This is a genomic window from Ilumatobacter sp. (assembly GCF_965215205.1).
Taxonomy (GTDB): domain Bacteria; phylum Actinomycetota; class Acidimicrobiia; order Acidimicrobiales; family Ilumatobacteraceae; genus Ilumatobacter_A.
On record NZ_OZ244049.1, the window covers coordinates 2,886,230 to 2,911,995 of the forward strand.

Genomic DNA, 25,766 nt, shown 5'->3' on the forward strand with positions numbered 1-25,766 from the left:
GGCGCCTCGCCGTCCGTGGAGCCTGGGAACCCGACGTGCTCCTGGGCAATGATGGCGGTGTGGACGACGATGCGACCGCCGTTGACGACGAGTTGATGACCCTCGCGCTCGAAGCGGGCGAGGCCGTCCGCACGTCGAGCGCGCCGAACCCGTGGGTGGGCGCGGCCCTGCTCACGGCCGACGGTCGACGCGTGGTCGGCGCGACCGAGCCGCCCGGAGGAGCCCACGCCGAGGTCGTCGTGCTGCGCCGGGCGGGCGCGGGAGGTCTCGATGCACGCGGGGCGACTCTCGCGACCACGCTCGAGCCCTGCTCGCACGACGGTCGGACCGGGCCGTGCACCACCGCGATCGTCGAGGCCGGGGTGGCGCGGGTCGTGGTCGGGGTGCAGGATCCCGACGCGCACGTCGACGGATCGGGCATCGACGCGCTGCGCGCGGCCGGCGTCGAGGTGACGGTGGGGACGGCGGCCGACCGGTGCACCGAGCAGCTCGCGGCGTACCTCCACCATCGCCGCACCGGTCGCCCCTACGTGATCGTCAAGACGGCGGCCACCCTCGACGGGCGCACCGCCGACCCCGACAAGCGGAGCCGGTGGATCACGAGCGAGGAGGCTCGCGCCGACACCCACGTGCTGCGGGCCCAGAGCCAGGCGATCCTGGTCGGCTCGGGCACCGTCCGCGCCGACGATCCCGAGCTGACGGTGCGCCTCGTCGAAGGTCCCGACCCCCGACGGATCGTGCTGGGGTCGGCTCCGCGCGACGCCAAGGTCCGTCCCTGCCTGGAGTGGCGGGGCGAGCTCCCCGAGCTGCTCGACTCCCTGGGAGCCGACGGCGTGCTGCAGCTGATGGTCGAGGGTGGCGCGAGCACCGCCGCGCAGTTCCAGGCCGAGGGCCTCGTCGACCGCTTCGTCGTCTACCTCGCCCCGGCGCTGTTCGGCGGCGACGACGCCCGCCCCATGTTCGTGGGGCTCGGAGCGACCAGCATGGAGGAGCTGCCGCGGGGCCGCTTCGCCGACATCCGGCGCATCGGACCCGACGTGCGCATCGACCTCGTCCTCGACTGAGCGGCGCGGAGCCCACGACCGGCTGCGACCCGATCGAGTGCGGCCCACCCCGTGGGCTCAGGAGACCTCGTCGCCGACGACGAGCTCCCCCTCGGTCACGATGCGCGGGTACGTCCCCGCTCGTCCCGCCGCGGCGAAGCGCGCGGCGAGCCGATCAGGCGAGGTGGTGCATCAGGCGGCGCTTCGAGTCGAGGTACGCGCGCGACTCGGGGGTGTGCGCCACGTCGATCGGCACCATGTCGTCGACCTCGATGCCGTGGGCGACCAGGCTGGTGCGCTTCGCCGGGTTGTTCGACATCAGGCGGACGGACCGCACCCCGAGGTCGCTCAGGATCGAGGCGGCGACGCCGTACTCCCGGGCGTCCACCGGGAGCCCCTGCGCCGTGTTCGCGGTGACCGTGTCGAGGCCGCCGTCCTGGAGCTCGTAGGCACGGATCTTGTTGGCCAGACCGATCCCGCGCCCCTCGTGGCCGCGCAGGTACACGACCACCCCGCCGCGTCCGTCGGACGCCTCGGCGAGCACGGCGCGCCGCGCCGCGTCGAGCTGCTGGCCGCAGTCGCACTTCGACGAACCGAGCACGTCGCCGGTCAAGCACTCGCTGTGGAGACGGACGAGCACGGGGTGCGCGCTCTCGGACGCGACGTCGCCCGCGACGAGCGCGACGTGCTCGTGGCCGTCGGAGGCCCGGTAGCTGACGATGCGGAACTCTCCCAGGTCGGTCGGGAGCCGGGCGTCGCCGACGCGCTCGACGTCGATCCGGTCCGCTCCCCCGATCGCGACGTCGCCCGGGCGCCGGCCCGGGGACGACTCGAGGGCCGTCACACCCCGACCCGGTCGTAGTTCGTCGTGCGCTGGGCCAGCGGGCGCCCGATGGACTCGGCGAAGCGGGCGAAGCGCTCGCCGGTCATCGCCTGGCCGTGGCTCGCTCCGGCGGCGCGCGAGATGTTCTCGTCCATCAGCGTCCCCCCGAGGTCGTTGCACCCGGCGTCCATCATCTGCGCGGTCCCCGCGAGCCCGATCTTGACCCAGCTCGCCTGCACGTTCGGGATCAGCTCGCCGTAGGCGAGGCGGGCAACCGCGTGGATCAGCAGGTTCTCGCGGAACGTCGGGCCTCGCCGCGCCTTGCGCTGCAGGTAGATCGGCGACGCCATGTGGACGAACGGGAGCCCGACGAACTCGGTGAACCCGATGCGGCCGGCGGCGACGTTCTCCTCCTGCAGCTCGCGGGTCCGCACCAGGTGGCGCGCCTGGTGGACCGGCTCCTCGACCGCGCCGAACATCATCGTCACGTTCGAGTGCAGCCCGATCGAGTGGGCGGCCCGGTGGGCCTCGAGCCACTCCTCGGTGTCGACCTTGTCGGGGCACAGGATCGCCCGGATCTCGTCGTCGAGGATCTCCGCCGCCGTCCCCGGCAGGGAGGCCAGCCCGACGTCCTTCAACCGCTGGAGGTAGGTCGACAGGTCCTCGCCGAGGCGCTTGGCACCCTCGGTGACCTCGAGCGCGGTGAAGCCGTGGACGTGGACGTCGGGAACCGCGTCCTTGACCGCACGGGTGACGTCGATGTAGTAGTCGCCGTCGAAGTCGGGGTGGATGCCGCCCTGCAGGGTCACCTCGGTCGCGCCGAGGTCCGCTCCCTCGCGCGCCCGCTCCGCGATGTCGTCGAGGGTGAGCAGGTAGGGCGTGCCGCGCAGGTTGAGCGAGAGCGGTCCCTTGGAGAACCCGCAGAACCGGCACTTGAACGTGCACACGTTCGTGTAGTTGATGTTGCGGTTGGCGACCCACGTCAACGTGTCGCCGACGATCTCGCGCCGGCGGCGGTCGGCGAGCTCGGCGACGGCGGGCACCTCGGGCCCGCGTGCGCCGAGCAGGGTGACCAGCTCGTCGACCCCCGGCTGCTCGCCGGCCTCGACACCGCCGAGCACGTCGGCGACCGGACCGCGCAGCGGGGTCGTGCGCCCGGGGACGAGGGCGGGGGGTGCGCTGTCGGCACCCGAGTACCACGCCGTCGAGCGGTGTCCGACGAGGACGAACTCGGCGCCGTCGGCGACGGTGTCGGCCGCGGTGGTCTGCTCCGGCCAGAACTGACCGGGGTCGTCGCGCCCGAGCCACTCGGCGTCGGCCCGGTCCATCACGGCGAAGTGGAGCGCCGGATCGATCCAGCGGGCCCGGTCGCGGACGAACTCGGGGTAGGCGGTGAGGCGCGGGGCGAGCACGTGCCCCTTCGCTTCGGTCACCTCGCGCAGTCGATCGAGGTCCGGCCACGGACGCTCGGGGTTGACGTGGTCGGCGGTGACCGGCGAGACCCCGCCCCAGTCGTCGATGCCGGCGTCGAGCAGGGCGCCGAAGTCGTCGGACAGGTTCGGCGGCGCCTGCAGGTGGATCTCCGGCGGCAGGATCGAGCGGGCGGCGGCGACGGTCCACAGGTAGTCGTCGCTCGGGCACGCACGCACCCCCTTCATCGCGGTGCGCAGCTTGGGCAGGAAGTTCTGGACGATCACCTCCTGGACGTGCCCGTGGCGGGCGTGGGAGGCGGCGATCGCCTCGAGCCCGGCGAGCTGGTCGGCGCGGGTGTCACCGATCCCGACCAGGATCCCGGTGGTGAACGGGATGCTCAGCTCGCCGGCGGCGTCGAGGGTCGCGAGGCGTCGCTCCGGCGTCTTGTCGGGGGCGTTGCGGTGCGCCTCGAGGTCGGGCGCGACCGATTCGATCATCATCCCCTGGCTCGGGCTGGTCGGGCGCAGCAGGGCGAGCTCGTCGCCGGTCAGGGCCCCGGCGTTGGCGTGGGGCAGCAGCCCGGTCTCGCGCACGACGAGCTCGGCCATCGCCGCGACGTAGTGCACGGTCGAGTCGTAGCCGCGCTCGCGCAGCCACGCCCGGGCGACCGCGTAGCGGTCCTCGGGACGCTCGCCGAGCGTGAACAGCGCCTCGTGGCACCCCCGGCGCGCGCCCTGGCGGGCGATCGCCAGGACCTGGTCGGGATCGAGGTACGGCTGCTCGACGCGCGCGGGCGGCTGGGCGAACGTGCAGTAGCCGCACGAGTCGTTGCACAGGAAGGTCAACGGGATGAACACCTTCGGGCTGTACGTGATCCGCGTGCCGTGGGTGTCGTCGCGACGGGCGGCGGCGAGCGCCATCAGATCGTCGAGGGACTCGTCGAGCAGGGGGTGGGGCTCGCGCGCGGTGGCGTGGCTCGCGGGGTCGGTGGACGTCATGTGCGCTCCGGTCGGTGGTCGGGACGGGTGGTGGCCGACGCGACGGCCGGCCGGGCCGTGGATGTCGGGGTCGGGGTCGGGGTCGGGCTCGTGGGCGGGGTCGGTGGCGTCGGCGCCGACGACGCGGACGTCGTGGCGGTCGTGGCCGGCGGGCTCATCGGGCCTCGTCGCCGGGCGGAGCGGCAGCGTCGGCGGCGGCGGGAGCGCGCTGGCCGGTGGCGCCGGGCCCCGGGCGGCTCGCGATGTCGTGCGCGGTGAGGGTCTCGTCGCACTCCCAGCACACGAAGCGCTGGTCGAGGGGGTGACCGCAGGCCTCGTGGACGAGGACGGTGGGGACCGCTCCGTCGGCGAGCCACTCGTCGCCCCAACGCATCAGCGCGACGAGCGACGGCGACAGCGCCATCCCCATCGCGGTGAGGCGGTACTCGTGGCGCGGGGGTCGCTCGCAGTACAGGTGCCGGGCGAGCACGCCGCGCTCGACGAGCCGCTTCAGCCGCTCGGTCAGCACCGGCCGGGCGATGTCGAGGTCGCGGCGGAAGTCCTCGAAGCGCCGGACCCCGCGGAACGCGTCGCGCAGGATCAGGATCGTCCAGCGGTCGCCGAGGATGTCGAGGCTGGCCTGGATCGAGCACGACGACGGACCCGACGTCGCGCCGACGTCGCCGCGCGGACCGCCGGCACCCGCTGCCGCACCCCGTGCGCCGACCGTCTCCACGGCGCCGACACTAGGTCGGTTCGGATTCAGAACCAAGTCGGTGCGGAATCCGAACCCACTGGTGGCGCGGACTCCTGCTCGGTCGGGATCCGTGGCGTGCCCCCGACGACCGGCGGGTACGGTGGCCGCCATGTCCGACGGGGTGCTCGACCACGACCACGACCACGACGGCGACCACGACCACGACCACCGGCACATGGTGCACCGCCACCGTGACGTCACCGGCGGCACGGCGCGCGCCACCGTGTTCGGGGTCAGCGACGGGCTGGTGTCGAACGTGGCGCTGATCCTCGGGGTGGCGGCCGCCGCCTCGGATCGCGCCGACGTGCTCGTCGCGGGGGTGGCGGGTCTGCTCGCCGGGGCGGCGTCGATGGCCGCCGGCGAGTACGTGTCGATGCGCGCCCAGAGCGAGCTGGTCGAGCGCGAGCTCGAGATCGAGCGGCGCTCGCTCGAGCGCCAACCGGGCGCCGAGGTCCGTGAGCTCGCCGCCATCTACCGCCAGCGCGGCCTCGACGACGACCAGGCCACGGAGATGGCCGAGGCGGTCATGCTCGACCCCGAGGTCGCGCTCGAGGTCCACGCTCGCGAGGAGCTGGGCGTGGACCCCGCCGAGACCGGCAACCCCGTCGCGGCGGCCGCCAGCTCCTTCGTGGCCTTCGCCGTCGGTGCCCTCATCCCGCTGCTCCCCTGGTTCGTCGCCGAGGGCGGTGGCGCCACGATCGCGTCGGCCGTGCTGGGCTTCGTGGCGGCCGCCGTCGTCGGCGTCGTCCTGGCGAGCTTCACCGAGCGCTCGGCGGTGCGGACCGCGCTGCGCCAGACGACGTGGGCCGTCGCGGCCTGCGCGGTCACGTGGCTGATCGGCTCGTGGCTCGGCGGGGTCGTCTAGGAGGTCCGGCGACCGGCCGGCGACCGGGCGCCTCCGTCAGTCCGCGAGGAGCGGCACCCCGTCGTCGGGATCGTGACCGATCGTCGCCGCCCGGGTGATGCTCGCCGAACCGAAGCGGTCACGCACGGCGTCGAGCGCCCCGTCGAGGGCTTCGGCGTCGGAGCGGGCGAAGGGCAGGGCGAGCTGGATCCCGGCGTCCGCGCCCACGTCGACGAGGTTGCCGACGGAGAGCCCGAGGAGGGTGACCCCCCGCTCGTCGATCATCTCCTCGGCGGCGTCGAGGAGCGCCCGTGACGTCGCCAGGATCGGCGCCGTCGCCGACGTCGGACGTGCGAGCGACGACGAGCGCGTGGCACGCGTGTGGTCGTCGTAGCGGAACCGCAGGGTGACCGTGCGCCCCGCCCGCTCGGAGCGACGCATCCGGCGCGTGACCCGGTCGACGAGTCGCAGCAGGACCTCGTGCAGCTCGGCGTGCGACCGGCGCGCCCGGCCGAGGGCTTGCTGCGACCCGATCGAGCGGCGACGGACGCCGCCCTCCACCCGCCGGGCATCGACGTTGCGTGCGAGCGCGTGCAACGAGCGCCCCGAGCCGACCCCCACGATCGAGCACAGCACGTCGGGACCGAGGCGGGCCACCTCGCCGACGGTGCGGATCCCCCTCGCGGCGAGCTTCGCCTCGGTGACCGCCCCGACCCCCCAGAGCCGACCCACCGGCAACGGATGGAGGAAGTCGAGCTCGCCGTCGGGGTCCACCGCCAGGAGCCCGTCGGGCTTGCCGACACCGCTCGCGACCTTGGCCAGGAACTTGGTCCGCGCGACGCCGACCGTGATCGGCAACCCGACCTCGTCGCGCACGCGGCGGCGCAGATCGGCGGCGATCTCGACCGGGGACCCCGCGATCCGTCCCATCCCGGAGACGTCGAGGAAGGCCTCGTCGATCGAGATCCCCTCGACCAGCGGGGTGGTGTCGTCGAACGCGGCGAAGACCGCACGGCTGGCCTCGGCGTAGGCCGCGAAGCGCGCCGGCACCACGATCAGGTCGCCGCAGCAGCGTCGCGCCGCCGACTCCGACATCGCCGTGCGGACACCGCTGAGCTTGGCCTCCCAGCTCGCGGCCAGGACGACCCCTCCGCCGACGGCCACCGGGCGGCGGCGCAGCGCGGGGTCGTCGCGCTGCTCGACGGAGGCGTAGAACGAGTCGAGGTCGGCGTGCAGGATCGTCGCGTCGCCCCGGGGTTCGACGGTCCTCGTCCGCGACGTCGACGCGCTCACGAACGCATGTTCGCAGACCGCCTCCCCGCGGGCAACGCGCACGGGGACATCGGCGGTCGCGGGCTCGGTCGTGGCAGCTCGGTGGCCGTGCGGGCGTCGCGACGTGGAGGGGGCCGGCCGACGAGGTGCGGCGGTCGTCGCCGTCCCGGCCCGGCGATGCCAGACTCGGCGCGTGACCGGACGACCACGACCCGCCATCGCCGCCCTCCCCGCGTACCGACCCGGCCGGTCGGCCGCCGTCGTCGAGGCCGAGCTCGGGGTGAGCGGCGCGCTCAAGCTCGCGTCCAACGAAGCGCCGTTCGGGCCGCTCGCCTCCGTGGCTGGCGCGATCTCGGCCGGGATCGAGAGCGTCAACCTCTACCCCGACCACGGAGCCGTCGCCCTGCGCCACGACCTCGCCACGCACGTCGGCGTGGACGTGGAGCGGGTCACGGTCGGAGCCGGATCCGCCGGGATCCTCCAGCAGATCCTGCTCGCCTTCTGCGAGCCCGGCGACGAGGTCGCGATGTGCTGGCCGTCGTTCGAGGCCTACCCGATCTTCGCGATGCTCGTCGAGGCCGAGCAGGTGCGCGTCCCGCTGCGCGACGAGACCTTCGACCTCCCGGCCCTCGCCGAGTCGGTCGGGCCGCGGACGCGGGTCGCGTTCGTCACCAACCCGAACAACCCGACGGGAACCGTCGTGGGCACCGACGAGATCCGCGCGTTCCTCGACGCCGTCCCGGACTCGTGCCTGGTCGTGCTCGACGAGGCCTACTCCGAGTTCGTCACCGACCCGCGCGTCACCGACTCGTCCGCGCTCGTCGCCGAGCACGACAACCTCGTCGTGACCCGGACCTTCAGCAAGGCGCACGGCCTCGCCGCGCTGCGCGTCGGCTACGCCGTCGGCCACCCCGACGTCGTCGCGATGATCGACCGCACCTCGGTGCCCTTCGCCGTCAACGACCTGGCGCAGCGCGCCGCCCGAGCGAGCCTGGCGGCCGCCGACGAGATGCGCGAGCGGGTCGCGCAGGTGGTGGCGGAGCGGGATCGGGTGACCGGCGAGCTGCGCGCGGCCGGTTGGGACGTGCCGGACGCGCAGGCGAACTTCGTGTGGATGCCGGTCCGCGAGCGCGCCGGCGAGCTGGCCGGTGCGCTCGAACGTCGCGGCGTCGTCACCCGTGCGTTCGCCGACGCCGGCATCCGCGTGACGATCGCGGATCGCGCCGGCGACGATCGGTTCCTGTCCGCCCTCGCCGACGCGGTCGCCGACGGCGGAGATGACAGGGGTGACCGGGGGTGACCGCCCGGAGCCGGGGGCTCACATCGTGCGGATGTCGGGGTTCGCTCGTCGAGCGCCCCGCCGCGGCGCGGTGATCCGGGCCGCGTAGAGGAGCCGGATGATCCTCTGGCGGTGCCCCCGCCACGGCTCGAGGTGGCCGAGCATGATCTCGTCTCCACCGCGGTCGGGGTCGAGGTGGGTCGCGTCGCCGGTGAACGCGTAGTTCACGAGGGTGGGCATCCCGTAGTCGCGCAGCAGCACCGTGTCCGGGTCACCGTGCGAGGCGAGCACGGTGGCCGTCGCCGTCCACACCCCGAGCCCCGGGAGAGCCGACAGGCGGGTGATCGCGTCGGGGGTCGACATCGCGGCGGCCTCCTCGAGCCTCGATGCCCGCCTCGCCGCGAGCAGGATCGCGTCCGCCCGGCGACGATCGACGTTGAGCGTGTGCAGGTCGACGTAGGACAGCGCCGCGACGACCTCCGGCGGTGGTGGCAGCAACAGGTCGACGGGGCCGGGGGCGGGTTCGCCCCAGGTCCGGCAGAGGCGGTTCCAGCTGCGCGCCGCCTCCCGGGTCGTGACCCGTTGGCCGAGCAGCACCAGCACGAGCTCCTGCCAGATCACCCCGCTGGCGGGCAGCCGGATCCCCGCGTGGCGGCGCCACAGGTCGCGGACGCGTCGGTTCGGCGACGGGTCGAACCCGGACACGTCGTCGGTCAACCCGACCCACGCCGGCGAGCGCTCCAGCAACCAGGCGGCTCCGCTCCCCCACGCGCTCACCTCCACGCGGCCCGTGCGGTCCCACGCGAGGTGGATCGTCCCCGGCCCGTCGGGTGTGAGCACCGCCTTCGCGAACGAGCCCGGGCCGGTGCGGAAGGTCGGGTCCGAGGAGTAGATCCCGATCATCTGCAGGGTCGTCGGGAGGTCGATCTCGCCGACCTGGAGGACGCGCGTCGCCGGAGCCGAGCGGCGCGGGCCGACGTCCGCCGACGTCACCGGCGAGTGGAGGTCACGCACCCAGCAGGGCGCGCCACTCGTCGGGGTACCGCGCCTCGACCTCACCGGGGGTCGAGCGCAGCGTCTCGACCGGGACCTGGTCGGCGACGACGCGGGCCTCGGTGTAGTGGTGGGTCACGTGGCGCAGGCCCTCGAACAGCGGCATCCGCATCGCGACGAGCTCCGCCGGCGGGTTCTCGTCGAGGAACCCCCACACCCGGAACGCGATCGTCAGGTCGTGGACGACCGGGGCACGCGAGAACATCGACGCCCGCCGCAGCGCCACGCCGAGGCAGCCGCGCTCGACGTCGTCCAGATCCTCCCCCGGCTGCAACCGCAGCTCCGTCCGCAGAGCACGTGCCAGCTTGATCGCGTACCCCTGGTCGGGTCCCTGCGCACCGAGGCGGTCGCCGTGGGGCTGGAACCCGACGATGTCACCGGGACGGTCGGGCATCCACGACTCGGGGACGTGCTCGGGCGACCCGTAGGCCCGCGGCGCATCGGTGGGAGCGACGGGGGTGAACTTCGGGGCGGCCACTCCCCCAGTCAATCGCATCCCGCCGCCCCGCGCACGCATCGCGCACCGACGCGCCGGGCGGTGGAGGGCGGGGTCAGGCGCGATCGTGGTGGAGGAGGCCGTAGACGAGGCTGTCCTCCAGGGCTCGCCAGGAGGCCTCGATGATGTTCGTGCTGACCCCGATCGTCGTCCAGTCGCGCCGACCGTCGCTCGCGGACAGCAGCACCCGGGTCGTCGCCTCCGTCGCCCGCTCGCCGTCGAGGATGCGGACCTTGTAGTCGGTCAGGTGGATCCCCTCGAGCTGAGGGAGGGTCGATCCGATCGAGGCGCGCAGCGCGGCGTCGATCGCGTTGACCGGTCCGTTGCCCTCGGCGACCGACACCCGACGCGTCGCGTCGTCGCCGTCGGGTCCGTCGCTGCCGACCCACACCTTGACCGTCGCCTCGGTCGAGAAGTCACCGCTGGGCAGCTCGTCGGTGATCACCCGCATCGACTCGACGCGGAAGAACTCCGGCACCTCGCCGGCCGCGCGCCGCATCAGCAGCTCGAGCGACGCGTCCGCGGCCTCGAAGTGGAACCCCTCGTGCTCGAGCCGCTTCAGGTCGTCGACGATCGTGCCGACCTGGGCGCCGTCGAGGTCGAGCCCGATCTCGTCGGCCTTCATCTGGATCGTCGCGCGGCCCGCCATCTCGGACACCACGAACCGGGTCCCGTTGCCGACCAGCTCGGGTGCGACGTGCTCGTAGGCGTCCTTCGCACGCACGATCGCCGACACGTGCAACCCCGCCTTGTGGGCGAACGCCGAGGAACCCACGAACGGTGCCTGCGGATCGACCGCGCGGTTCAGGGTCTCCGCGACGTGGTGGCTGACCGCGGTCAGCCGTTCGAGGCGCCCCTCGGGCAGGCACCGGTAGCCCAACTTGAGCTCGAGGTTGGGGATGACCGTCGACAGGTTGGTGTTGCCGGTCCGCTCGCCGAGGCCGTTCAGCGTCCCCTGCACGTGGCCGGCGCCCGCCTCGACGGCGGCGATCGAGTTCGCGACGGCGCACCCGGTGTCGTCGTGGCAGTGGATGCCGATGGTCGCGTGGTCGCCGACGTGGGACTTGACCGTCGCGACGACGTGCCCGATCTCGTGGGGGAGGGTGCCGCCGTTCGTGTCGCACAGCACCAGGTGGGTCGCGCCGTTCAGCACGGCGGCCTCGATCGCACGCAGCGAGAACTCGGGGTTCTGCCGGTAGCCGTCGAAGAAGTGCTCGAGGTCGACGAGCACCCGTCGTCCCTCGGCGGTCAGGAACCGAACCGAGTCCGAGATCATCGCCTCGCCCTCGTCGAGGGTGGTCTCGAGCGTCTCGACGACCTGGTACTCGCTGCTCTTCACGACGATGCACACCGCCGAGGTGCCGGCACCGATCAGGTTGCGCAGGGTGGCGTCGTCGTCGCTGCGGCCGCGCGGTCGCCGGGTCGAGCCGAACGCGACGAGGGTGGAGGTCGACAGGTCGAGCTCGTCGGCGGCTCGTCGGAAGAACTCGACGTCCTTGGGGTTCGCGCCGGGCCAGCCGCCTTCGATGTAGTGCACGCCGAGGTGGTCGAGCTGCTCGGCGATGCGCAGCTTGTCGTCGACCGTGGCGGTGACACCCTCCACCTGGAGGCCGTCACGGAGGGTCGTGTCGAACACTTCGACGAGTCGCATGCGGATCTCCTGTCGCATCGGAGGGGCCCGACGGGCGGGGGCGCCTCCGGGGCGCACCAGTGAATCCCGTGCGCCGGGCGAAGTCAACTCGCCGAACAGGTCGAGACGACGGCGAGCGCCCGACGATCGACCGGAGGCGGACGTCAGCCCGTCAGCGCCCAGACGATCGCGGTCCCGTCGGCGGACCCCGACGCCAGACGGCCGTCGGCGCCGAACGCGACGGACGTCACCGGAGCGTCGTGGCCGTCGAGTCGGGAGACGACGCTGCCGGAGGCGACGGACCACACGACGACCTCGTCCTCCTCGCCGCCCGAGGCGACCAGGCGCCCGTCCGGCGACACGGCGATGGCCGACCGGCGCGACGTCGAGCCCTCGAACGTCGACAGCACCGCCCCGGACACCACGTCGACGACCGACATCGTCCCGGTCAGGTCGCGCACGACGATCGAGGAACCGCCCGGGAGGAACGCGAGCGCCTGCCAGGCTCCCATCGGCAGGGCGTGCTCGACGACGAGCTCGTCGGTCGTCAGGTCCCACACCCGAGCGATCGAGTCGTCGCCCGAGGTCACCAGCAGGCGGTCGTCCGGCGAGATCGCGGTGTCGAGCACGGCGTCGTCGTGGGGCTCGAAGGTGTGGCGGACCGTCCCGTCGGCGGGGTCGATGACCGAGACGGTGGAGTCGTGGGAGGTCGCGACGACGAAGCTGCCGTCGTGCGCCCACCTCACGGCGTTGCGGAAGAACGAGCACCCCGCGACCGGCTCGGCCTCACCGCCGACCTCGAGGGTGCGACTGGCGGAGTCGAGATCCCACGTGCTCACCGTGTCGTCGAACGAGGTCGCCGCACGGCGCTGCCCGACCCCGGTGGCGAGGCGCGTCCCGTCCGGGGAGAAGGCCACGGTGTCGACGTTGCCCTCGGGGTGGACGAGCAGTGCCGGCTCGGTCGCCGCCTCGGTGGTCGAGGCGACGAGGCTCACCGTCCCCGTCGTCGTCGCGACGGCGAGGCGACCCCGATCGTCGAGGGCCACGTCGTTGACGCTGCCCGCGGCGAAGCGGTCGGTGCGCGCCGTCTCGCCGCCGTGCAGGACGTCCACCGCCCCCTGCGTCGACACGGAGGTGATCGAGGGGCCGATGTCGGTCGCGGCCGCCGCCTCGAACCCGTCCGGAGCGTCCTCGACGGCCCCGTCGGCGCCGAGGAGCACGACGCTGCCGTCGGTGAGCACGACGACCGCCTCGTCGCCGACGACCTCGATGCGCGTGGCGGTGGTCGCGAGCTCGACCCGGGACGTCAGCGCACCGGAGGCGTCGTGGATCGCGACGGTCGTCTCCTCGGCCACGACGAGGCCCCCGTCGCCGGTGGCTGCCCACAGCGGAGCGCTCGCCGGTCCGGCGAGCTCGACGGCCCACGCGACCGAGCCGACGGCGACGTCGAGCACCGTGATCGTCGACGTGAACGGATCGGCCGGATCGCGCACGCCGACGGCTGCCCGCCCCGAGGCGGGGTGCGCGTCGATGCGCTCGATCCCGCCGAGGAGCGAGGGGTCCGCGACCGTCCTCGCCTCGCCCACGCCGTCCCAGATCACGATGCCCGAGCTCTCGTCGCTGCCGAAGCTCGCCACGACTCGGCCCTCGGCCGCGACCGCGAGCGCGCCGATCGGCGCCTCGAGCCGGGCGCCGGCGTCGGGCAGGAGCGGGTCGCCGCCGAGCGCCACCACCTCCAGCGAGGTCTCGGACGCGACGACGAGGCGGTCCCCGTCGAGCGCGAACACGCCGACCCCGTCGAACGTCGAGACAGGGGCATCGGCCCGCTCGCTCGACCAGATCTCGAGGCGACCGTCGTCGCCGTGGAGCGCGAGCAGGGTCCCGTCGGTGCTCACGGCGATCCGATCCACGCGACCCGCGAGCTCCGTGGGCAGCTCGGCGAACTCGCCGGTCGCGACGGCGCCGACGTGGACGCCCGTCGTCGTGGCGACCAGCGTCGTCGCGGAGCGCGTGACCGCCATCGTCGCGCGACCCGCACCAACGCGCCGCACCACCTCGCCGCGCAGGGACGCCACCTCGGCGCCCGGCTGCCCGTCGATCGCCGCGTCCGATCCGGTCTCACCGGCGGTCCCGCCCACGTCGCTCAGGTCGGTCGCGCCGATCACCCCGGTCGAGTCGGACGGCGAGCGCTCGGACGGCGGGGTCGTGCGGTCCGAGGCGACGCCGCCGCCGCAGGATGCGAGCACGAGTCCGAGGGCCACGAGCGTGCTCGTCGAGCGTCGCACGACCGCTCCCCGACCGAGGAGGTGCGCAGCGGCCCCGTGCGGCGGGGCGGGACACGACCGACCACGTGGGAGCGCGTCACGCAGGAGGCGGACCTCGCGGTGGTTCACCGAGGTGGTGTCGGCCGCCCGGGAGCGCGACTTGAGCCCGGATCGCTCACACGGGCCGCTCGCACCAGTCCTCGTAGCCGTCGACCCGACCCGAGACGACCTCCTGGTAGCGCTCCGCGATCGCGGTCGTCATCGGGCCGGGGCACGGGATCGGGCGGTCGTCGACGGAGTTCACCGAGCTGACCTCGGCCGCCGTCCCGCACACGAAGATCTCCTCCGCCACGTACAGGTCGCTGCGTGCGACGTTGTCGACGACCGTGGTGAACCCGAGGTCGTCGGCGATGCGCATGACGGTGCTCTGGGTGATCCCCTCGAGGGCGCCGGCGGACAGCGGCGGCGTCAGCAGCCGGCCCCGCCGAGCCACGAAGATGTTCTCCCCCGAGCACTCCGCGACCAGTCCGTTCGGCGCGAGCATGATCGCCTCGTCGTAGCCCGCGTTGAGCGCCTCGACCTTGGCGAGCGACGAGTTGACGTAGTTCCCGGTCGTCTTGGCCGCGGGCGGCATCGTGTTGTGGTCGTGGCGCGTCCAGGACGAGACCTTCATCCGCACCCCCTTCGTCACCGCGTCGTCGCCGAGGTAGGCACCCCACGGCCAGCACGCGATCGCGACGTCGACCGAGCAGGGCAGGGTGTTCAAACCCATCTCGCCGTAGCCGAGGTACGCGATCGGGCGGAGGTAGCACGAGGGCAGGCCGTTGACGGCGACGACCTGCTTGCAGGCGTCGACGAGCTCGGCGTGGGAGTACGGGAGCTCCATCCCGAGGATCCGTGCGGAGTCGAACATGCGTGCGATGTGATCGGACAGGCGGAAGATCGCCGGGCCGTCGTCGGTCGCGTAGGCGCGGATCCCCTCGAACACCCCGCTGCCGTAGTGCAGGCCGTGGGTGAGCACGTGGACCTGCGCCCGGTCCCAGTCGACCATCTCGCCGTTCATCCAGATCTTGTCGGTGGGGGTGATGGGCATGGTGCTCCTCCGTGGGTCGGCGGGTTCGCGGGCCGTCGGGCTCCGACGACGTGGGACCCGGACGGACGGGTCGACGGGGGCGTCAGTCTCGCACGCGCTCGGCGAGGGCGTCGCCCACCTCGGTGGTGCTGCCCGAGGGGGGATCCGCGCACGCGCCGCGGATCCGCCGTGCGGCGTCGGCCTCGCCGAGGAAGTCGAGCATCAGCGCGGCCGAGAGCACCGCCGCCGTCGGATCGGCCCGGTTCCGGCCGGCGATGTCGGGGGCCGATCCGTGGACGGGTTCGAACATCGACGGCGACGTGCGCGTCGGGTCGAGGTTGGCTGACGACGCGAGCCCGATCCCCCCGGACACGGCGCCGCCCAGGTCGGTGAGGATGTCGCCGAAGAGGTTGTCGGTGACGACGACGTCGTAGCGATGCGGGTCGCGCACGAAGTAGATGCACGCCGCGTCGACGTGGTTGTACGCGGTCTCGACGTCGGGGTGCTCGGTGGCGACCTCGTCGAAGGTGCGCTGCCACAGGCCGCCGGCGAACTGCAGGACGTTGGTCTTGTGCACGAGGGTCACGTGGCGCCGCTCGCGGCTCTCGGCGAGCTCGAAGGCGTGGCGCACGCAGCGCTCGACGCCGAAGCGGGTGTTGAACGACCCCTGGGTCGCGACCTCGTGGGGGGTGCCGGTCCGCAGCGACCCGCCCTCGCCGACGTAGGGGCCCTCGGTGTTCTCGCGGATCACCACGAAGTCGTGGGGTTCGGTCCCGCCGGGCGCGGTCCCGGCGAACGGTCGCTGGTTGACGTAGAGGTCGAGCTCGAAGCGCATCTTGAGCAGCAGCCCCCGCTCGATCACACCCGGCGCGACGTCGAGGTGGCCGACCGCTCCGAGCAGGATCGCGTCGTGGCGGCGAAGCTCGTCGAGGGTGGCGTCGGAGAGGATCTCGCCGTCGCGCAGGTACCGCTGGCCGCCGAGGTCGTACTCCGTGGTGTCGATGTCGACCCCGGCAGCGCGGACGACCTTGACCGCTTCCGCCGTGACGTCCGGGCCGATCCCGTCGCCGCCGATCACTGCGATGTCATGTGCCATACGGCGAGGGATCCTAGGGAGTCGCGCCGCGGTGGGAGCCACCCGTGCACGGCCCGCCATCGGCCGCGGGGCGAGGCGCCGCGACGCTCAGGACGCGATCCGATCCCCTGCGGCGGGCTCCGTCGCGCCGTCCGCCACGCCACCCGACCCCTCGTCGCCGCGCGCGCCCGGGGCGGTGGGGTCCGTGGGCGCGATGGTGGTCGCCGCGGGGACGGTCGAGGTCGGTGGGGTCGTGGTCGGTGGGGTCGTGGTCGGTCGGGTCGTGGTCGGTCGGGTCGTCGGCGGCGCGGTCGTCGACGACGTGGTGGTGGACGTGGGCCGGGTCGTCGTGGACGTGGGCCGGGTCGTCGTCGTGGCGGTGCTCGTCGTGGTCGGTCTGGTCGTCGTCGTGGCGGTCGTGGTCGTGGGCCGGGTGGTCGGGGCCACCGTCGTGCTCGCATCGGTGGTCGTGGTGGTCGTGGTGGTCGTGGTGGTCGGCCGCGGCGGCGGGTCGTGCCACGCGACCGGGATCACCATCGGGCGGTACCGCGACGGCGTCGGGTACGCGTCCGTGAGCATGTCCCGTGCGTTGTTCGAGATCGACACGACGAGCCGACCGGCTCCGTCGCGCCACGGCATCGGGTGGGCGTGGTACGTGTTCATCTTCGGGTCCGCGCCGCGCGGCGCGAGGGGCCACGACTCGACCGTCGTCCACGGGCCCCACGGGTCGTTCGCGACGTCGAGCTCGAAGGAATCGCCCCAGTACCCGTCGACGGCGGTGGTCGCGACCCACCGGCCGTCGATGCGGCGCGGCTGCATCGGGAACTCGGCCCAGTGGCGCCGCAGGATCGGCTCCGCTCGGCGTTCGTCCAGGTTCCACCCGGTCGACGTCCAGTACTCCGGCTGGTCGAAGATCGCCCCCTTCGGGACGCGGGCGAGGTAGATCGCTGTCGCGCTGTGGGGGCCGCTCCACCACCCGCCCTCGCGGGTCAGGTTCTGCTCGAAGGTGTTGCCGAACAGGTAGGTGTGGGTCTCGTCGCTCTCGACCGCGTACCCCCAGATCGGGGTGACCCACGGCTGGGTCGCACGTCGGAAGTCCAGCCGGGCGAGGGTGGTCGGGTCGTAGGTGCCGACGTGGGTCGCCACCGGGTGCCAGCCGAGGCCGTCGGGGGGGCGTGGGTCGACGGCGTCCTTGCGCATCTCGACCCAGAACACGTGGAGGCGGCCGCCGTGCACCTCGCCGCCCATCGGCCAGAACCAGGTGCCGCGCGTCCTCGTGCCGGTGCCGGGCTCGAACGGGGTGGGACGGGTGGTGGTGCCGCCGTGGAGCAGTCGGAAGCACGCCCCGTCCTGGACGAGCGCCACGTTGTGGGCGAAGCTCGCGGCGTCGAGCCGCGACGCCGTCCCCGAGTGGTCGACGAACGCATCCTGGAACAACCACAGGTGGCGGCCCCCGCCCAGCGGGTACACGTGCTGGTAGTCCCAACCGACCACCGGTCCGACCCGGTCGGCGAAGAACGCGTCGAGGCTGCCGGCGGACAGGTCGGCGGCGCACCCGACGTCGGTCGAGACGAGTCCCGCACCGGTCGTGGTGACGCTGCCCGCCCACGGCGGGGGCGGCGCCGCCGGAGGAGGCGGCGGCGGGTCGACCGGGATCGGGCGCGCCACGATCGCCGGGGTATCGGGGAGCTCGGGAGCGGTCGCGTCCGGTGCGGCGTCCGTGGTGGGCGTGGTCGTCGCCGCCGCCGTGGTGGCGCCCGGTCGCGACGTCGATGTCCGGGTCGGGGCGTCGCCCCGGCGAGCGGTGGATCCGTCGGGCGGCCCGTCGCCGCTCGAGCGGGTGGACCCCGGCGCCGACGCCCCGTCGGGGGCCACCTCGTCGTCGACCGCGTCGTCGGCGACCGCCTCGGATCCCGCGGCCGCCACCTGGTCGGTCGCCACGGGCTCGGCGTCGAGCTGCCCGGCGATGGAGGGGTCGGCCGCGCGGACGATCGTCGCCACCCCGACGGCGACGAGGACGACCACCGCCGCGACGAGCGCGATCGCCCGCCGGTCGGTCGGCCGGCCGGCGCCCGGCGCGTGCTCGAACCCGTCGCGGACCGAGGCGGGATCGACGGCGACCCGCCCGGCCGCGTCGTGCCCGCCGGACGCCGTCGCGCCCACCGCCTCCGCCGTGCCGTGCGCGTCCACGACGGCCGTTCCGTCCGGGACGGGGACGGCCGGACCCGGGTCGTCCGGGACCGGGTCGTCCGGGACCGAGGCGGCCGCCGTCGCCTCGCCCGGCACGGGGTCGTCCGCGATCGCGCCGTCGCTCGGCCACAGGTCGCCGATCGGATCGGCGCTCGGTTCGGCCCACGCCGACGCCGGTTCCGGAGCCGGCGCACCCGTCGGCGGGCCCGACGGCGGTGGGCCGAGCGCGCCCGGCGCCGGGGACGGGGGCGCGGCGGATCCGCTCTCGTCGTCCATCCCCTCGTCCATCGGCAGCACTGTACGGTCCTTGAGCCCGGCGTGATCGGCGGTCCGTCGAGGGCCGATCGCTATCCTGCGACCCATGGCCAACCCCCAGCTCTCCCAGGTCGCCTACGACAAGTTGCAGGCCGAGTTCGACGATCTCACCACCCGCGGCCGGATCGAGGTCGCGAACAAGATCGAGCTCGCACGCGAGGAGGGGGACCTGAAGGAGAACGCCGGCTACCACGCCGCGAAGGACGAGCAGGGGCACATGGAGGGCCGCATCCGCCAGCTCGAGCACCTGCTGGAGAACGCCGAGATCGTGGAGGCCGCCCCCGTCTACACGATCGTGTACGAGGGTGACTCGGAGGACATGGCCGAGCGCTACCTGATCGGCAACATGGAGGAGGAGGTCGAGGGCGCGGACGTCATCAGCTCCACCTCCCCGCTGGGGGCGGCGCTCGAGGGTGCGAGCGGCGGGGACACCGTCACCTACGAGGCGCCGAACGGCTCGCTGACCGTGACCGTGCTCAAGGTCGAGACGCTCTGAACGCACGTCGCCGGCGCACGCGGACGCGGGTGCGCGGGGTGGACCCGTCTCGTCGCCACCGCCCCACCTCGTGGTCGACCTCGGGCCGATCTCGTCGCACCGTCGTGGCGCCCCGCGCGATCCGCTCCGCGATCGGCGTCGCGGGCGGCCGTCGTGAACCGACCGGACGGACGGCCACAGATCCCGCCGCCCCTCCGATCGACGAACCCGGTACCGCGACCGACGCGACGGCGCGGGCGACGGTGCGCACCCCCGCGCTCCCCCCGGGTCGCTTCGTGCGCATCGGCGACCTCGGAACGGTCGTCGTCCGCGATGCGGGCCCGCGCGACGCCGAGCTGACGGTCCTCCTCCTCCACGGGTGGACGGCGACGGCCGACCTCAACTGGTTCCGCTGCTACGGACCGCTGGCGGAGCGCTATCGCGTCGTCGCGTTCGACCATCGAGGCCACGGATCGGGACTGCGCACCGCGAAGCGCTTCCAGCTCGAGGACTGCGCCGACGACGCGGCGGAGGTCATCGCCGAGCTCGGAGTCGAGCGCGTCGTCGCGGCCGGCTACTCGATGGGAGGTCCGATCGCCCAGCTCCTCTGGCGGCGCCACCGCGACCTCGTGCGCGGCCTGGTGCTGTGCGCGACCGCCCCGGTGTTCTCGACCCGCCCCGCCGAGCGGCTCTCGTTCCTCGGCGCGAGCGGGCTGGCCGCGCTCGCCCGGATCGCCCCCGAGCAGGCGCGCACCTGGCTCACCGACCAGCTCTACCTGCAACGGCGGTCGCGGGACTGGGAGCCGTGGGCGATGCAGGAGGCGTCGAGCCACGACTGGCGGATGCTCCTCGAAGCCGGGACGGCGATCGGCTCGTTCGACTCGACCGGATGGATCGGCGACGTCGACGTGCCGGTCTCGCTCATCGTGACGATGCGCGATCGCGTCGTGAGCCGCCGACGCCAGACCATGCTGTTCGACCTCCTCGACGCTCCCGAGGTGGCACGCCTCGACGCCGACCACGATGCCGCCGTCGAGCACGGTCCCGAGTTCGTCGACGCCCTCCTGCGCTCGATCGGGTCCGTCGAGGAGCGCTCGCGATGAGCGCCCGCGACGTCGGATCCGACCGGGGCGCGATCCGCTGCCGCCGTCGACGGAACCGGGGGCTCGTGGCGCTCGGCGCCGTCGGTGCGATCGTGGCCGCGCTCGTCGTCCTCGCCCGGCGCGACGCGACGGGCCGGGTCGGGCGATCGTGGCTCGGGCGCAACGTGCGCCTCGCCCGGATGGGAGCGCGCGTCGGGTCGACGTACGCCACCACGGCCGCCCGCAAGACGTTCGCCTCGACCGAGCGCCGCGACGAGCTCGACCGTCGTCGCGAGTTCCGCACGGCGGAGCAGATCGTCGGCGAGCTCGGCCAGATGAAGGGAGCGCTGATGAAGCTCGGCCAGATGGCGAGCTACCTCGACGACGGCCTGCCCGAGCCGCTGCGCGCCGCGCTGTCGACGCTGCAGGCGGACGCCCCGCCGATGTCGACCGAGCTCGCACGACGCACGATCGAGGAGGAGCTCGGCGCACCGATCGGGGAGCTGTTCGTCGAGTTCGACGACCAGCCGATCGCCGCGGCCTCGATCGGCCAGGTCCACCGGGCGATCATCCGGCGGCCGGGAGCCGGGCCGACCGCGGAGCAGGCCGTCGCGGTCAAGGTCCAGTACCCGGGGGTGGCCGAGGCGATCTCCTCGGACCTGCGCAACGCCCACGCGCTCGGTGCGCTGCTGCAGCAGGGGTTCGGCGGTCTCGACCCCTCCGAGATGGTCGACGAGATCAAGCTCCGCCTCACCGACGAGGTCGACTACGAGCTCGAGGCGCGCAACCAGCAGCTCTTCGCCGACTACTACCGCGACCACCCGTTCGTGCGGATCCCCGAGGTCGTCCACGCGTACTCGACCTCGCGGGTGCTGACCACCGAGCTCGTCGACGGTCGGCGGTGGTCGGAGATGCTCGAGCAGGGCCAGGAGGTCCGCGACCGGGTGGGCGAGATCATCTTCCGCTTCGTCTTCCGCTCGCTGTACCGCTTCGGCGCGTTCAACGGCGACCCCCACCCCGGCAACTACCTGTTCCACGACGACGGCACGGTCACCTTCCTCGACTTCGGCCTCGTCAAGCACTTCACCCGTGACGAGCTGGAGATGTTCGCATCGATGGTCCGTGCGGCGGTCGTCGACGACGACGCGACCGAGTTCCGCCGCATCGTCGAGCGGGCCGGGATGCTGCGCCCCGGAGCCCCCGTCGACACCGACGATGTCGGCGACTACTTCTCGCTGTTCTACGAGACCGTCCGCGCCGACGCGGACATGACGTGGACCCCGCAGTACGCGAGCTCGGTGGTCCGCCACACCTTCGACCGCTCGAGCCCGATCAGCCAGTACGCCACCGTGCCGCGCGCGTTCGTATTCATCCAGCGCATCAACCTCGGGCTCTACGCGCTCCTGGGCGAGCTCGGGGCGACGGGGAACTACCGCCGCATCGCGGCGGAGCTGTGGCCGTTCGTCGACGCGGAGCCGAGCACCGAGCTCGGCCTCGCCGAGGCGCGGTGGCTCGAGACGGTCGACCACGACGACCTGTCGGACCCGTCGTCCACGGCGTCCGTGGCATCGGCGTCCTGAGCCGTCGCCCGCCGCCGGGCCGCCACGTGCCGGCGGCCCGTCGCGCACCGTCGTCCGGTCGCGTCGCGACGCCGAGCGAGCGTGCGCGGGGAGCGCGCCGGGGCGGACGTCGAGGGGAGGGCGCCGGGGTCGACGCCACCGTCGCCACGTGCGCCGGTAGCTTCGTCACGATGCGTCGGACCGTCGTGCTCCCCCTCCTCGTCGCCCTCGTGATCTCCGCCTGCGGTTCGTCGGACTCCGACGCTCAGCCGGCGACGAGCGACGGTGGCACCCCGCCGACCGAGCCGATCGATTCGACCGACGCCGCAGCACCGACCGAGGGGACCACCGGGTCGACGAGCGACGACGAGGCCGCGTCCGCTGCGTCGACGCCGTCCGACGGGACCGCCGCGGCCGACGACACGACCGCCGGGACCGTCGCCGCCGAGCCCGCGGCGGAGTGCGTCCCCGACGGCGAGACGCTCCCCGAGCCCGACGCGGGCGACGCCGGACCCCCGCCGACCGGTCCGGACAAGCCGCAGGTCGAGACGCCGGAGGAGCCCCCGACGGAGCTCGTGCGCACGGTGCTCGAGGAGGGCGAGGGCGACGAAGCGGTCGACGGCGACACCGTCGTGGTCGACTACGTCGGCGTGCGCAGCGACGACGGCCTCGAGTTCGACAACAGCTACGACCGCGACGAACCGTTCCCGGTGACCCTCGGTCGCGGCAGCGTGATCCAGGGCTGGGAGCAGGGTCTCGTCGGGAGCCAGCCGGGCGAGCGCATCCAGCTCGACATCCCGGCGCCGCTCGCCTACGGCGAGACGGCCCGGCCGCCGGTGATCTGCGAGGACGAGGACCTGACCTTCGTGATCGACGTGCGCGCCGTGGTGAAGGCGGTGCAGCCGGGTGACGTCCCGACCGAGCCGGGGGTCGAGCTGTCGACCGGCGAGGGCGTCGACACGACCACGGTCGAGGACCTCGCCGTCGGCGAGGGCGAGGACCTGGAGCTCGGCGACACGGCGATCATCCGCTACGTCAACTTCCGCGGCGACAACGGCGTCGCGATCGAGACCGGCTGGGACGGTGACCCGATCCAGATCCCCTTCGAGGAGGACGGGACGCTGATCCCCGGTCTGCTCGAGGGGATGAGCGGGATGAAGGTGGGCGGTCGCCGGGCGATCACGATCCCGCCCGAGGAGGGCTTCGGACCCCAGGGCAACCCCCAGGGCGGCCTCCCCGCCGACACCGACATGATCTTCGTCATCGAGCTCGTCGGCGTCTACTGATCCGGGCCGGGCTCGCGTCGCGTTACGGGTCAGACCCGTAGCGCGACGCGAGCGGGACCTACCGGGGGCGTGGGGCGATCAGTCGACGATCTCGCGCAGGTCCAGGCCGAGGTCGAGGATCGCTGCGGAGTGGGTCAGCTCCCCCACCGCGATCAGGTCGACCCCGGTCTCGGCGACGGCGCGCGCCGCCTCCAGCGTGAGACCGCCGCTCGCCTCCAACCGCACGTCGGGGCCGATCTCGTCGCGCACGGCGACCGCCTGGCGCATCTGCTCGGGGGTGAAGTTGTCGATCAGCACCTCGTCGGCACCCGCGGCGATCGCGACCCGCAGACCGTCGAGGGTGTCGACCTCGATCTCCACCGGGATCGAGGTCGCGAGCCCGCGCACCAGGGCGCACGCCTCCGCCACCCCGCCGGCGGCGGCGACGTGGTTGTCCTTCACCAGCGCCATGTCGGAGAGCCCCATGCGGTGGTTCGCGCCGCCGCCGCAGCGCACCGCGTGCTTCTCGAGGGCGCGCAGCCCCGGGGTGGTCTTGCGCGTGTCGCGCACCGTCGCCGACGTCCCCTCGAGGGCGTCGGCCCATCGACGGGTGAGGGTCGCGACCCCGGAGAGGTGGCAGAGCAGGTTCAGCGCGGTGCGCTCCGCGGTCAGCAGCGACCGCGTCCGTGCGGTGACCCGGGCCACCTCGGTTCCGGCCACCACGCGGGCCCCGTCGTCGACGAGCAGCTCGACATCGCTGGCCTCACCGCCGCAGACGGTGTCGATCACCGCGGCGACGACGCCGAGACCGGCCACGACGCCCTCGCCGCGCGCCCCGAAGGTGGCGACGCTGCGCTGATCGACGGGGATCGTCGCGGCCGACGTGACGTCGATCCCGCCGATCAGATCCTCCGCGATCGCGCGTCGCACGAGAGCGGCGACGGAGTCGGGGTCGAGGCCGGCGGCGAGCAGCCGCTCCCGGGTGGGTTCGGCGAGGGGGTGGTACACGAACACGCGCCGATCCTACGGCGGGCGCGCGGCGCGGCTCCGAGGCGCGACCAGCCCTCGGTCGGGCGCTCCCTGCGACGTGTGGGAGCGACGTGGTCGTGGGCGATCAAGGTCCGGGGGTCGTCGCCACGTCGAGGTCGCCCACGGCGTCGAGGCCGATGCTCAGGTGGCGGACCCACGCCGGGTCGGTCGCCGGGTGGTCGCTGCGGCGGTGGCAGCCGCGGCTCTCCGTGCGCGCGAGCGCTGCGGTCACCACCGCCCTCGCGATGGTCAGCAGGTTGGTGGCCTCCCACGACTCCCGGCTCGGCGCGACGTCGCCCGACGCCGAGCGCGCCAGCGACCCGGTGGCCCCGAGCGCCATCGCGAGCCCCGACTCGTCACGCACGACGCCGACGTGGCGCGACATCGCCGTGCGCAGCTCGCGCGACCGGACGGGGTCGAGCAGAGCCCCCGCCGTCGGTTCGTCGACGTCGGCAGCCGGAGCGACCCGGTCGGGCAGCTCCCAGGCCAGGTCGCGCCCGAGGCGGGTGCCGGAGACGATCGACTCGGTGAGGCTGTTCGAGGCGAGCCGGTTGGCGCCGTGGACGCCGGTGGAGGTGACCTCGCCGACCGCGAACAGCCCGCGCATCGCGGTCGTCCCGTCGAGCCGGGCGGTGAGCCCTCCGCAGCTGTAGTGGGCGGCCGGAGCGACCGGGATGCGCTCGGTCGCCGGCTCGATGCCGATCTCACGGCAGGCGGCGGTGATCGAGGGGAAGCGCTCGTGGAACCGGGCGCCGAGGTGGGTGGCATCGAGGAACACGTGGTCGTCGACCCCACCGGGCGCCTCGGCCATGCGTGCGCTGATGGCGGCGGAGACGACGTCGCGCGGCGCGAGGTCCTCCTGGGGGTGGACGCCGGCCATCACCCGCACGCCCGCGGCGTCGTACAGGATCGCCCCCTCACCGCGGACGGCCTCGGACACGAGCGCCTGCTGGCCTCGCGCACCCGGGCCGCGCCAGAGCACCGTCGGGTGGAACTGGACGAACTCGAGGTCGCGCACCGCGAGGCCGGCGCGCAGCGCCATCGCGATCCCGTCACCGGTCACGGCCGGGGGGTTCGACGTCGACGCGAAGACCTGGCCGTACCCTCCGCTGGCGATCACGACGGCGCTCGCCGTGATCGTGCCGACCGACGTCACGACGCCGTCGACGTCGGTGCGTGCGACGCGCACCCCGGCGACGCGCTCCGGGTCCCGCGCACCCATCACGAGGTCGAGCGCGAACGTGTGGTTCATCACGTCGACGCCGGCGCCGAGCGCCGACTCTTCGAGCGTGCGCTGCACCTCGGCGCCCGAGCGGTCGCCGCCCGAGTGGACGATCCGGTCGTGGCTGTGGCCTCCCTCGCGCGTGAGCGCGATGTCGATGTCGAGTCCGGGCCGCGGCACGGGGTCGTGGCTCGGATCGAAGGCGGCGCCCAGGCGCATCAGGTAGCGGATCGACGCCGGCGCCTCCTCGACGAGCGTGCGCACGACGTCTTCGTCGCACAGACCGGCGCCCGCGACGAGGGTGTCGCGGACGTGGTTCTCGGTCGAGTCGGCCGGGTCGAGCACCCCGGCGAGCCCGCCCTGGGCCCACTGCGTCGAGCCGGCCTCGAGCACGTCCTTGGTGACGACGAGGACGCTGCGGACGGGCCGCACGGCGAGCGCCGCGGACAAGCCGGCGGCACCGGATCCGATCACCACGACGTCGACGTCGCGCTGCCAGGTGGTCGGCGGGGCCTTCAGGCGGCGCGGGAGTGCCATCGACCGATCGTGCCAGGTCGGACCCATCCGCCCACCTCTCGCTCGCCGACGTCCGGTCGCGGACCCGGGCGCACCCCGCAGCGGAGCACGACCG

Annotated in this window: 19 protein-coding genes and 1 pseudogene; 7 read left to right on the forward strand and 13 right to left on the reverse strand. The window is 73.7% G+C overall.

The genetic code is table 11. From position 1 onward, the window contains the following. Nucleotides 1–59 precede the first annotated feature (59 nt). Nucleotides 60–1,064, forward strand: a complete 1,005-nt coding sequence (gene ribD, locus ACOOHC_RS13410) for a bifunctional diaminohydroxyphosphoribosylaminopyrimidine deaminase/5-amino-6-(5-phosphoribosylamino)uracil reductase RibD (RefSeq protein WP_420450914.1) — start codon at nt 60–62, stop codon at nt 1,062–1,064. A gap of 154 nt (nt 1,065–1,218) precedes the next feature. On the opposite strand, the pseudogene ribA reads toward ribD, so the two are convergent. The 3 genes and pseudogenes from ribA to ACOOHC_RS13425 form a co-directional block, all read right to left on the reverse strand. Further along, a pseudogene (ribA, locus tag ACOOHC_RS13415) lies at nt 1,219–1,812 on the reverse strand (GTP cyclohydrolase II); the annotation flags it as partial. Between the two features lie 71 nt (nt 1,813–1,883). Further along, nucleotides 1,884–4,199: a 5-amino-6-(D-ribitylamino)uracil--L-tyrosine 4-hydroxyphenyl transferase CofH gene (gene cofH, locus ACOOHC_RS13420; RefSeq protein ID WP_420453801.1), complete on the reverse strand. Its 2,316-nt coding sequence runs from the start codon at nt 4,197–4,199 to the stop codon at nt 1,884–1,886. Nucleotides 4,200–4,431: 232 nt separating this feature from the next. Beyond that, nucleotides 4,432–4,902 carry a winged helix-turn-helix transcriptional regulator gene (locus ACOOHC_RS13425; RefSeq protein ID WP_420453802.1) on the reverse strand — a complete coding sequence of 157 codons (471 nt, stop codon included), beginning with the start codon at nt 4,900–4,902 and terminating at the stop codon, nt 4,432–4,434. Between the two features lie 220 nt (nt 4,903–5,122). On the opposite strand from ACOOHC_RS13425, the gene ACOOHC_RS13430 reads away from it, so the two are divergent. After that, the gene (locus tag ACOOHC_RS13430) at nt 5,123–5,878 is read left to right on the forward strand and encodes a VIT1/CCC1 transporter family protein (RefSeq protein ID WP_420450915.1); all 756 of its coding nucleotides are present in this window, start codon (nt 5,123–5,125) and stop codon (nt 5,876–5,878) included. Nucleotides 5,879–5,914: 36 nt separating this feature from the next. Here the strand turns inward: ACOOHC_RS13430 and dinB are convergent, their stop codons facing one another. Continuing rightward, on the reverse strand, nt 5,915–7,150 hold the full coding sequence (gene dinB / locus ACOOHC_RS13435) for a DNA polymerase IV (RefSeq protein WP_420450916.1): 1,236 nt from the start codon (nt 7,148–7,150) through the stop codon (nt 5,915–5,917). A 172-nt stretch (nt 7,151–7,322) separates the two neighbouring features. Here dinB and hisC point away from each other — a divergent pair, with 172 nt between their 5' ends. Further along, on the forward strand, nt 7,323–8,429 hold the full coding sequence (gene hisC, locus ACOOHC_RS13440; RefSeq protein ID WP_420450917.1) for a histidinol-phosphate transaminase: 1,107 nt from the start codon (nt 7,323–7,325) through the stop codon (nt 8,427–8,429). A gap of 18 nt (nt 8,430–8,447) precedes the next feature. On the opposite strand, the gene ACOOHC_RS13445 is transcribed toward hisC, so the two are convergent. From ACOOHC_RS13445 to ACOOHC_RS13475, 7 genes are all read right to left on the reverse strand, one after another. Beyond that, nucleotides 8,448–9,401: a DNA-3-methyladenine glycosylase family protein gene (locus ACOOHC_RS13445; protein WP_420450918.1), complete on the reverse strand. Its 954-nt coding sequence runs from the start codon at nt 9,399–9,401 to the stop codon at nt 8,448–8,450. Between the two features lie 13 nt (nt 9,402–9,414). Next, nucleotides 9,415–9,939 (reverse strand): hypothetical protein, encoded by a 525-nt coding sequence (locus ACOOHC_RS13450; RefSeq protein ID WP_420450919.1) that lies wholly within the window; start codon nt 9,937–9,939, stop codon nt 9,415–9,417. Between the two features lie 73 nt (nt 9,940–10,012). Continuing rightward, nucleotides 10,013–11,608 carry a citramalate synthase gene (gene cimA, locus ACOOHC_RS13455; protein WP_420450920.1) on the reverse strand — a complete coding sequence of 532 codons (1,596 nt, stop codon included), beginning with the start codon at nt 11,606–11,608 and terminating at the stop codon, nt 10,013–10,015. Nucleotides 11,609–11,751: 143 nt separating this feature from the next. Continuing rightward, nucleotides 11,752–13,848, reverse strand: coding sequence for a WD40 repeat domain-containing protein (locus ACOOHC_RS13460; protein WP_420450921.1), 2,097 nt, complete (start codon nt 13,846–13,848; stop codon nt 11,752–11,754). A 178-nt stretch (nt 13,849–14,026) separates the two neighbouring features. Beyond that, nucleotides 14,027–14,944, reverse strand: a complete 918-nt coding sequence (locus ACOOHC_RS13465; protein ID WP_420450922.1) for a branched-chain amino acid transaminase — start codon at nt 14,942–14,944, stop codon at nt 14,027–14,029. An 82-nt stretch (nt 14,945–15,026) separates the two neighbouring features. Beyond that, nucleotides 15,027–16,019: a 3-isopropylmalate dehydrogenase gene (locus ACOOHC_RS13470; RefSeq protein WP_420450923.1), complete on the reverse strand. Its 993-nt coding sequence runs from the start codon at nt 16,017–16,019 to the stop codon at nt 15,027–15,029. 87 nt (nt 16,020–16,106) lie between these two features. Further along, entirely contained in the window at nt 16,107–18,476 is a 2,370-nt protein-coding gene (locus ACOOHC_RS13475) for a hypothetical protein (protein WP_420450924.1), read from the reverse strand. 73 nt (nt 18,477–18,549) lie between these two features. Between ACOOHC_RS13475 and greA the strand changes: the two genes are divergently transcribed. From greA to ACOOHC_RS13495, 4 genes are all read left to right on the forward strand, one after another. Further along, nucleotides 18,550–18,999, forward strand: coding sequence for a transcription elongation factor GreA (gene greA / locus ACOOHC_RS13480; protein ID WP_420450925.1), 450 nt, complete (start codon nt 18,550–18,552; stop codon nt 18,997–18,999). A 242-nt stretch (nt 19,000–19,241) separates the two neighbouring features. Further along, nucleotides 19,242–20,081, forward strand: coding sequence for an alpha/beta fold hydrolase (locus ACOOHC_RS13485; protein ID WP_420450926.1), 840 nt, complete (start codon nt 19,242–19,244; stop codon nt 20,079–20,081). Then, nucleotides 20,078–21,640, forward strand: coding sequence for an ABC1 kinase family protein (locus ACOOHC_RS13490; protein WP_420450927.1), 1,563 nt, complete (start codon nt 20,078–20,080; stop codon nt 21,638–21,640). Before ACOOHC_RS13485 ends, ACOOHC_RS13490 begins: the two co-directional genes overlap by 4 nt. 170 nt (nt 21,641–21,810) lie before the next feature. Further along, nucleotides 21,811–22,905, forward strand: a complete 1,095-nt coding sequence (locus ACOOHC_RS13495; RefSeq protein ID WP_420450928.1) for an FKBP-type peptidyl-prolyl cis-trans isomerase — start codon at nt 21,811–21,813, stop codon at nt 22,903–22,905. A gap of 78 nt (nt 22,906–22,983) precedes the next feature. Here ACOOHC_RS13495 and nadC read toward each other — a convergent pair whose 3' ends face one another. Together nadC and ACOOHC_RS13505 are read right to left on the reverse strand one after the other, a co-directional pair. Continuing rightward, on the reverse strand, nt 22,984–23,898 hold the full coding sequence (gene nadC, locus ACOOHC_RS13500) for a carboxylating nicotinate-nucleotide diphosphorylase (protein ID WP_420450929.1): 915 nt from the start codon (nt 23,896–23,898) through the stop codon (nt 22,984–22,986). A 100-nt stretch (nt 23,899–23,998) separates the two neighbouring features. After that, a complete protein-coding gene (locus ACOOHC_RS13505) occupies nt 23,999–25,672 on the reverse strand; it encodes an L-aspartate oxidase (RefSeq protein ID WP_420450930.1) in 1,674 nt (557 codons plus the stop codon). Nucleotides 25,673–25,766 lie beyond the last annotated feature (94 nt).

Bases quoted from the DNA above. Each gene is read 5' to 3' on its own strand.
- ACOOHC_RS13475 (WP_420450924.1), bottom strand. From the start codon at position 18,476: ATGGACGAGGGGATGGACGACGAGAGCGGATCCGCCGCGCCCCCGTCC.
- cofH (WP_420453801.1), bottom strand. From the start codon at position 4,199: ATGGCGCTCGCCGCCGCCCGTCGCGACGACACCCACGGCACGCGGATC.
- ACOOHC_RS13465 (WP_420450922.1), bottom strand. From the start codon at position 14,944: ATGCCCATCACCCCCACCGACAAGATCTGGATGAACGGCGAGATGGTC.
- ACOOHC_RS13430 (WP_420450915.1), top strand. From the start codon at position 5,123: ATGTCCGACGGGGTGCTCGACCACGACCACGACCACGACGGCGACCAC.
- cimA (WP_420450920.1), bottom strand. From the start codon at position 11,608: ATGCGACTCGTCGAAGTGTTCGACACGACCCTCCGTGACGGCCTCCAG.
- ACOOHC_RS13505 (WP_420450930.1), bottom strand. From the start codon at position 25,672: ATGGCACTCCCGCGCCGCCTGAAGGCCCCGCCGACCACCTGGCAGCGC.
- ACOOHC_RS13470 (WP_420450923.1), bottom strand. From the start codon at position 16,019: ATGGCACATGACATCGCAGTGATCGGCGGCGACGGGATCGGCCCGGAC.
- ACOOHC_RS13495 (WP_420450928.1), top strand. From the start codon at position 21,811: ATGCGTCGGACCGTCGTGCTCCCCCTCCTCGTCGCCCTCGTGATCTCC.
- ACOOHC_RS13490 (WP_420450927.1), top strand. From the start codon at position 20,078: ATGAGCGCCCGCGACGTCGGATCCGACCGGGGCGCGATCCGCTGCCGC.
- greA (WP_420450925.1), top strand. From the start codon at position 18,550: ATGGCCAACCCCCAGCTCTCCCAGGTCGCCTACGACAAGTTGCAGGCC.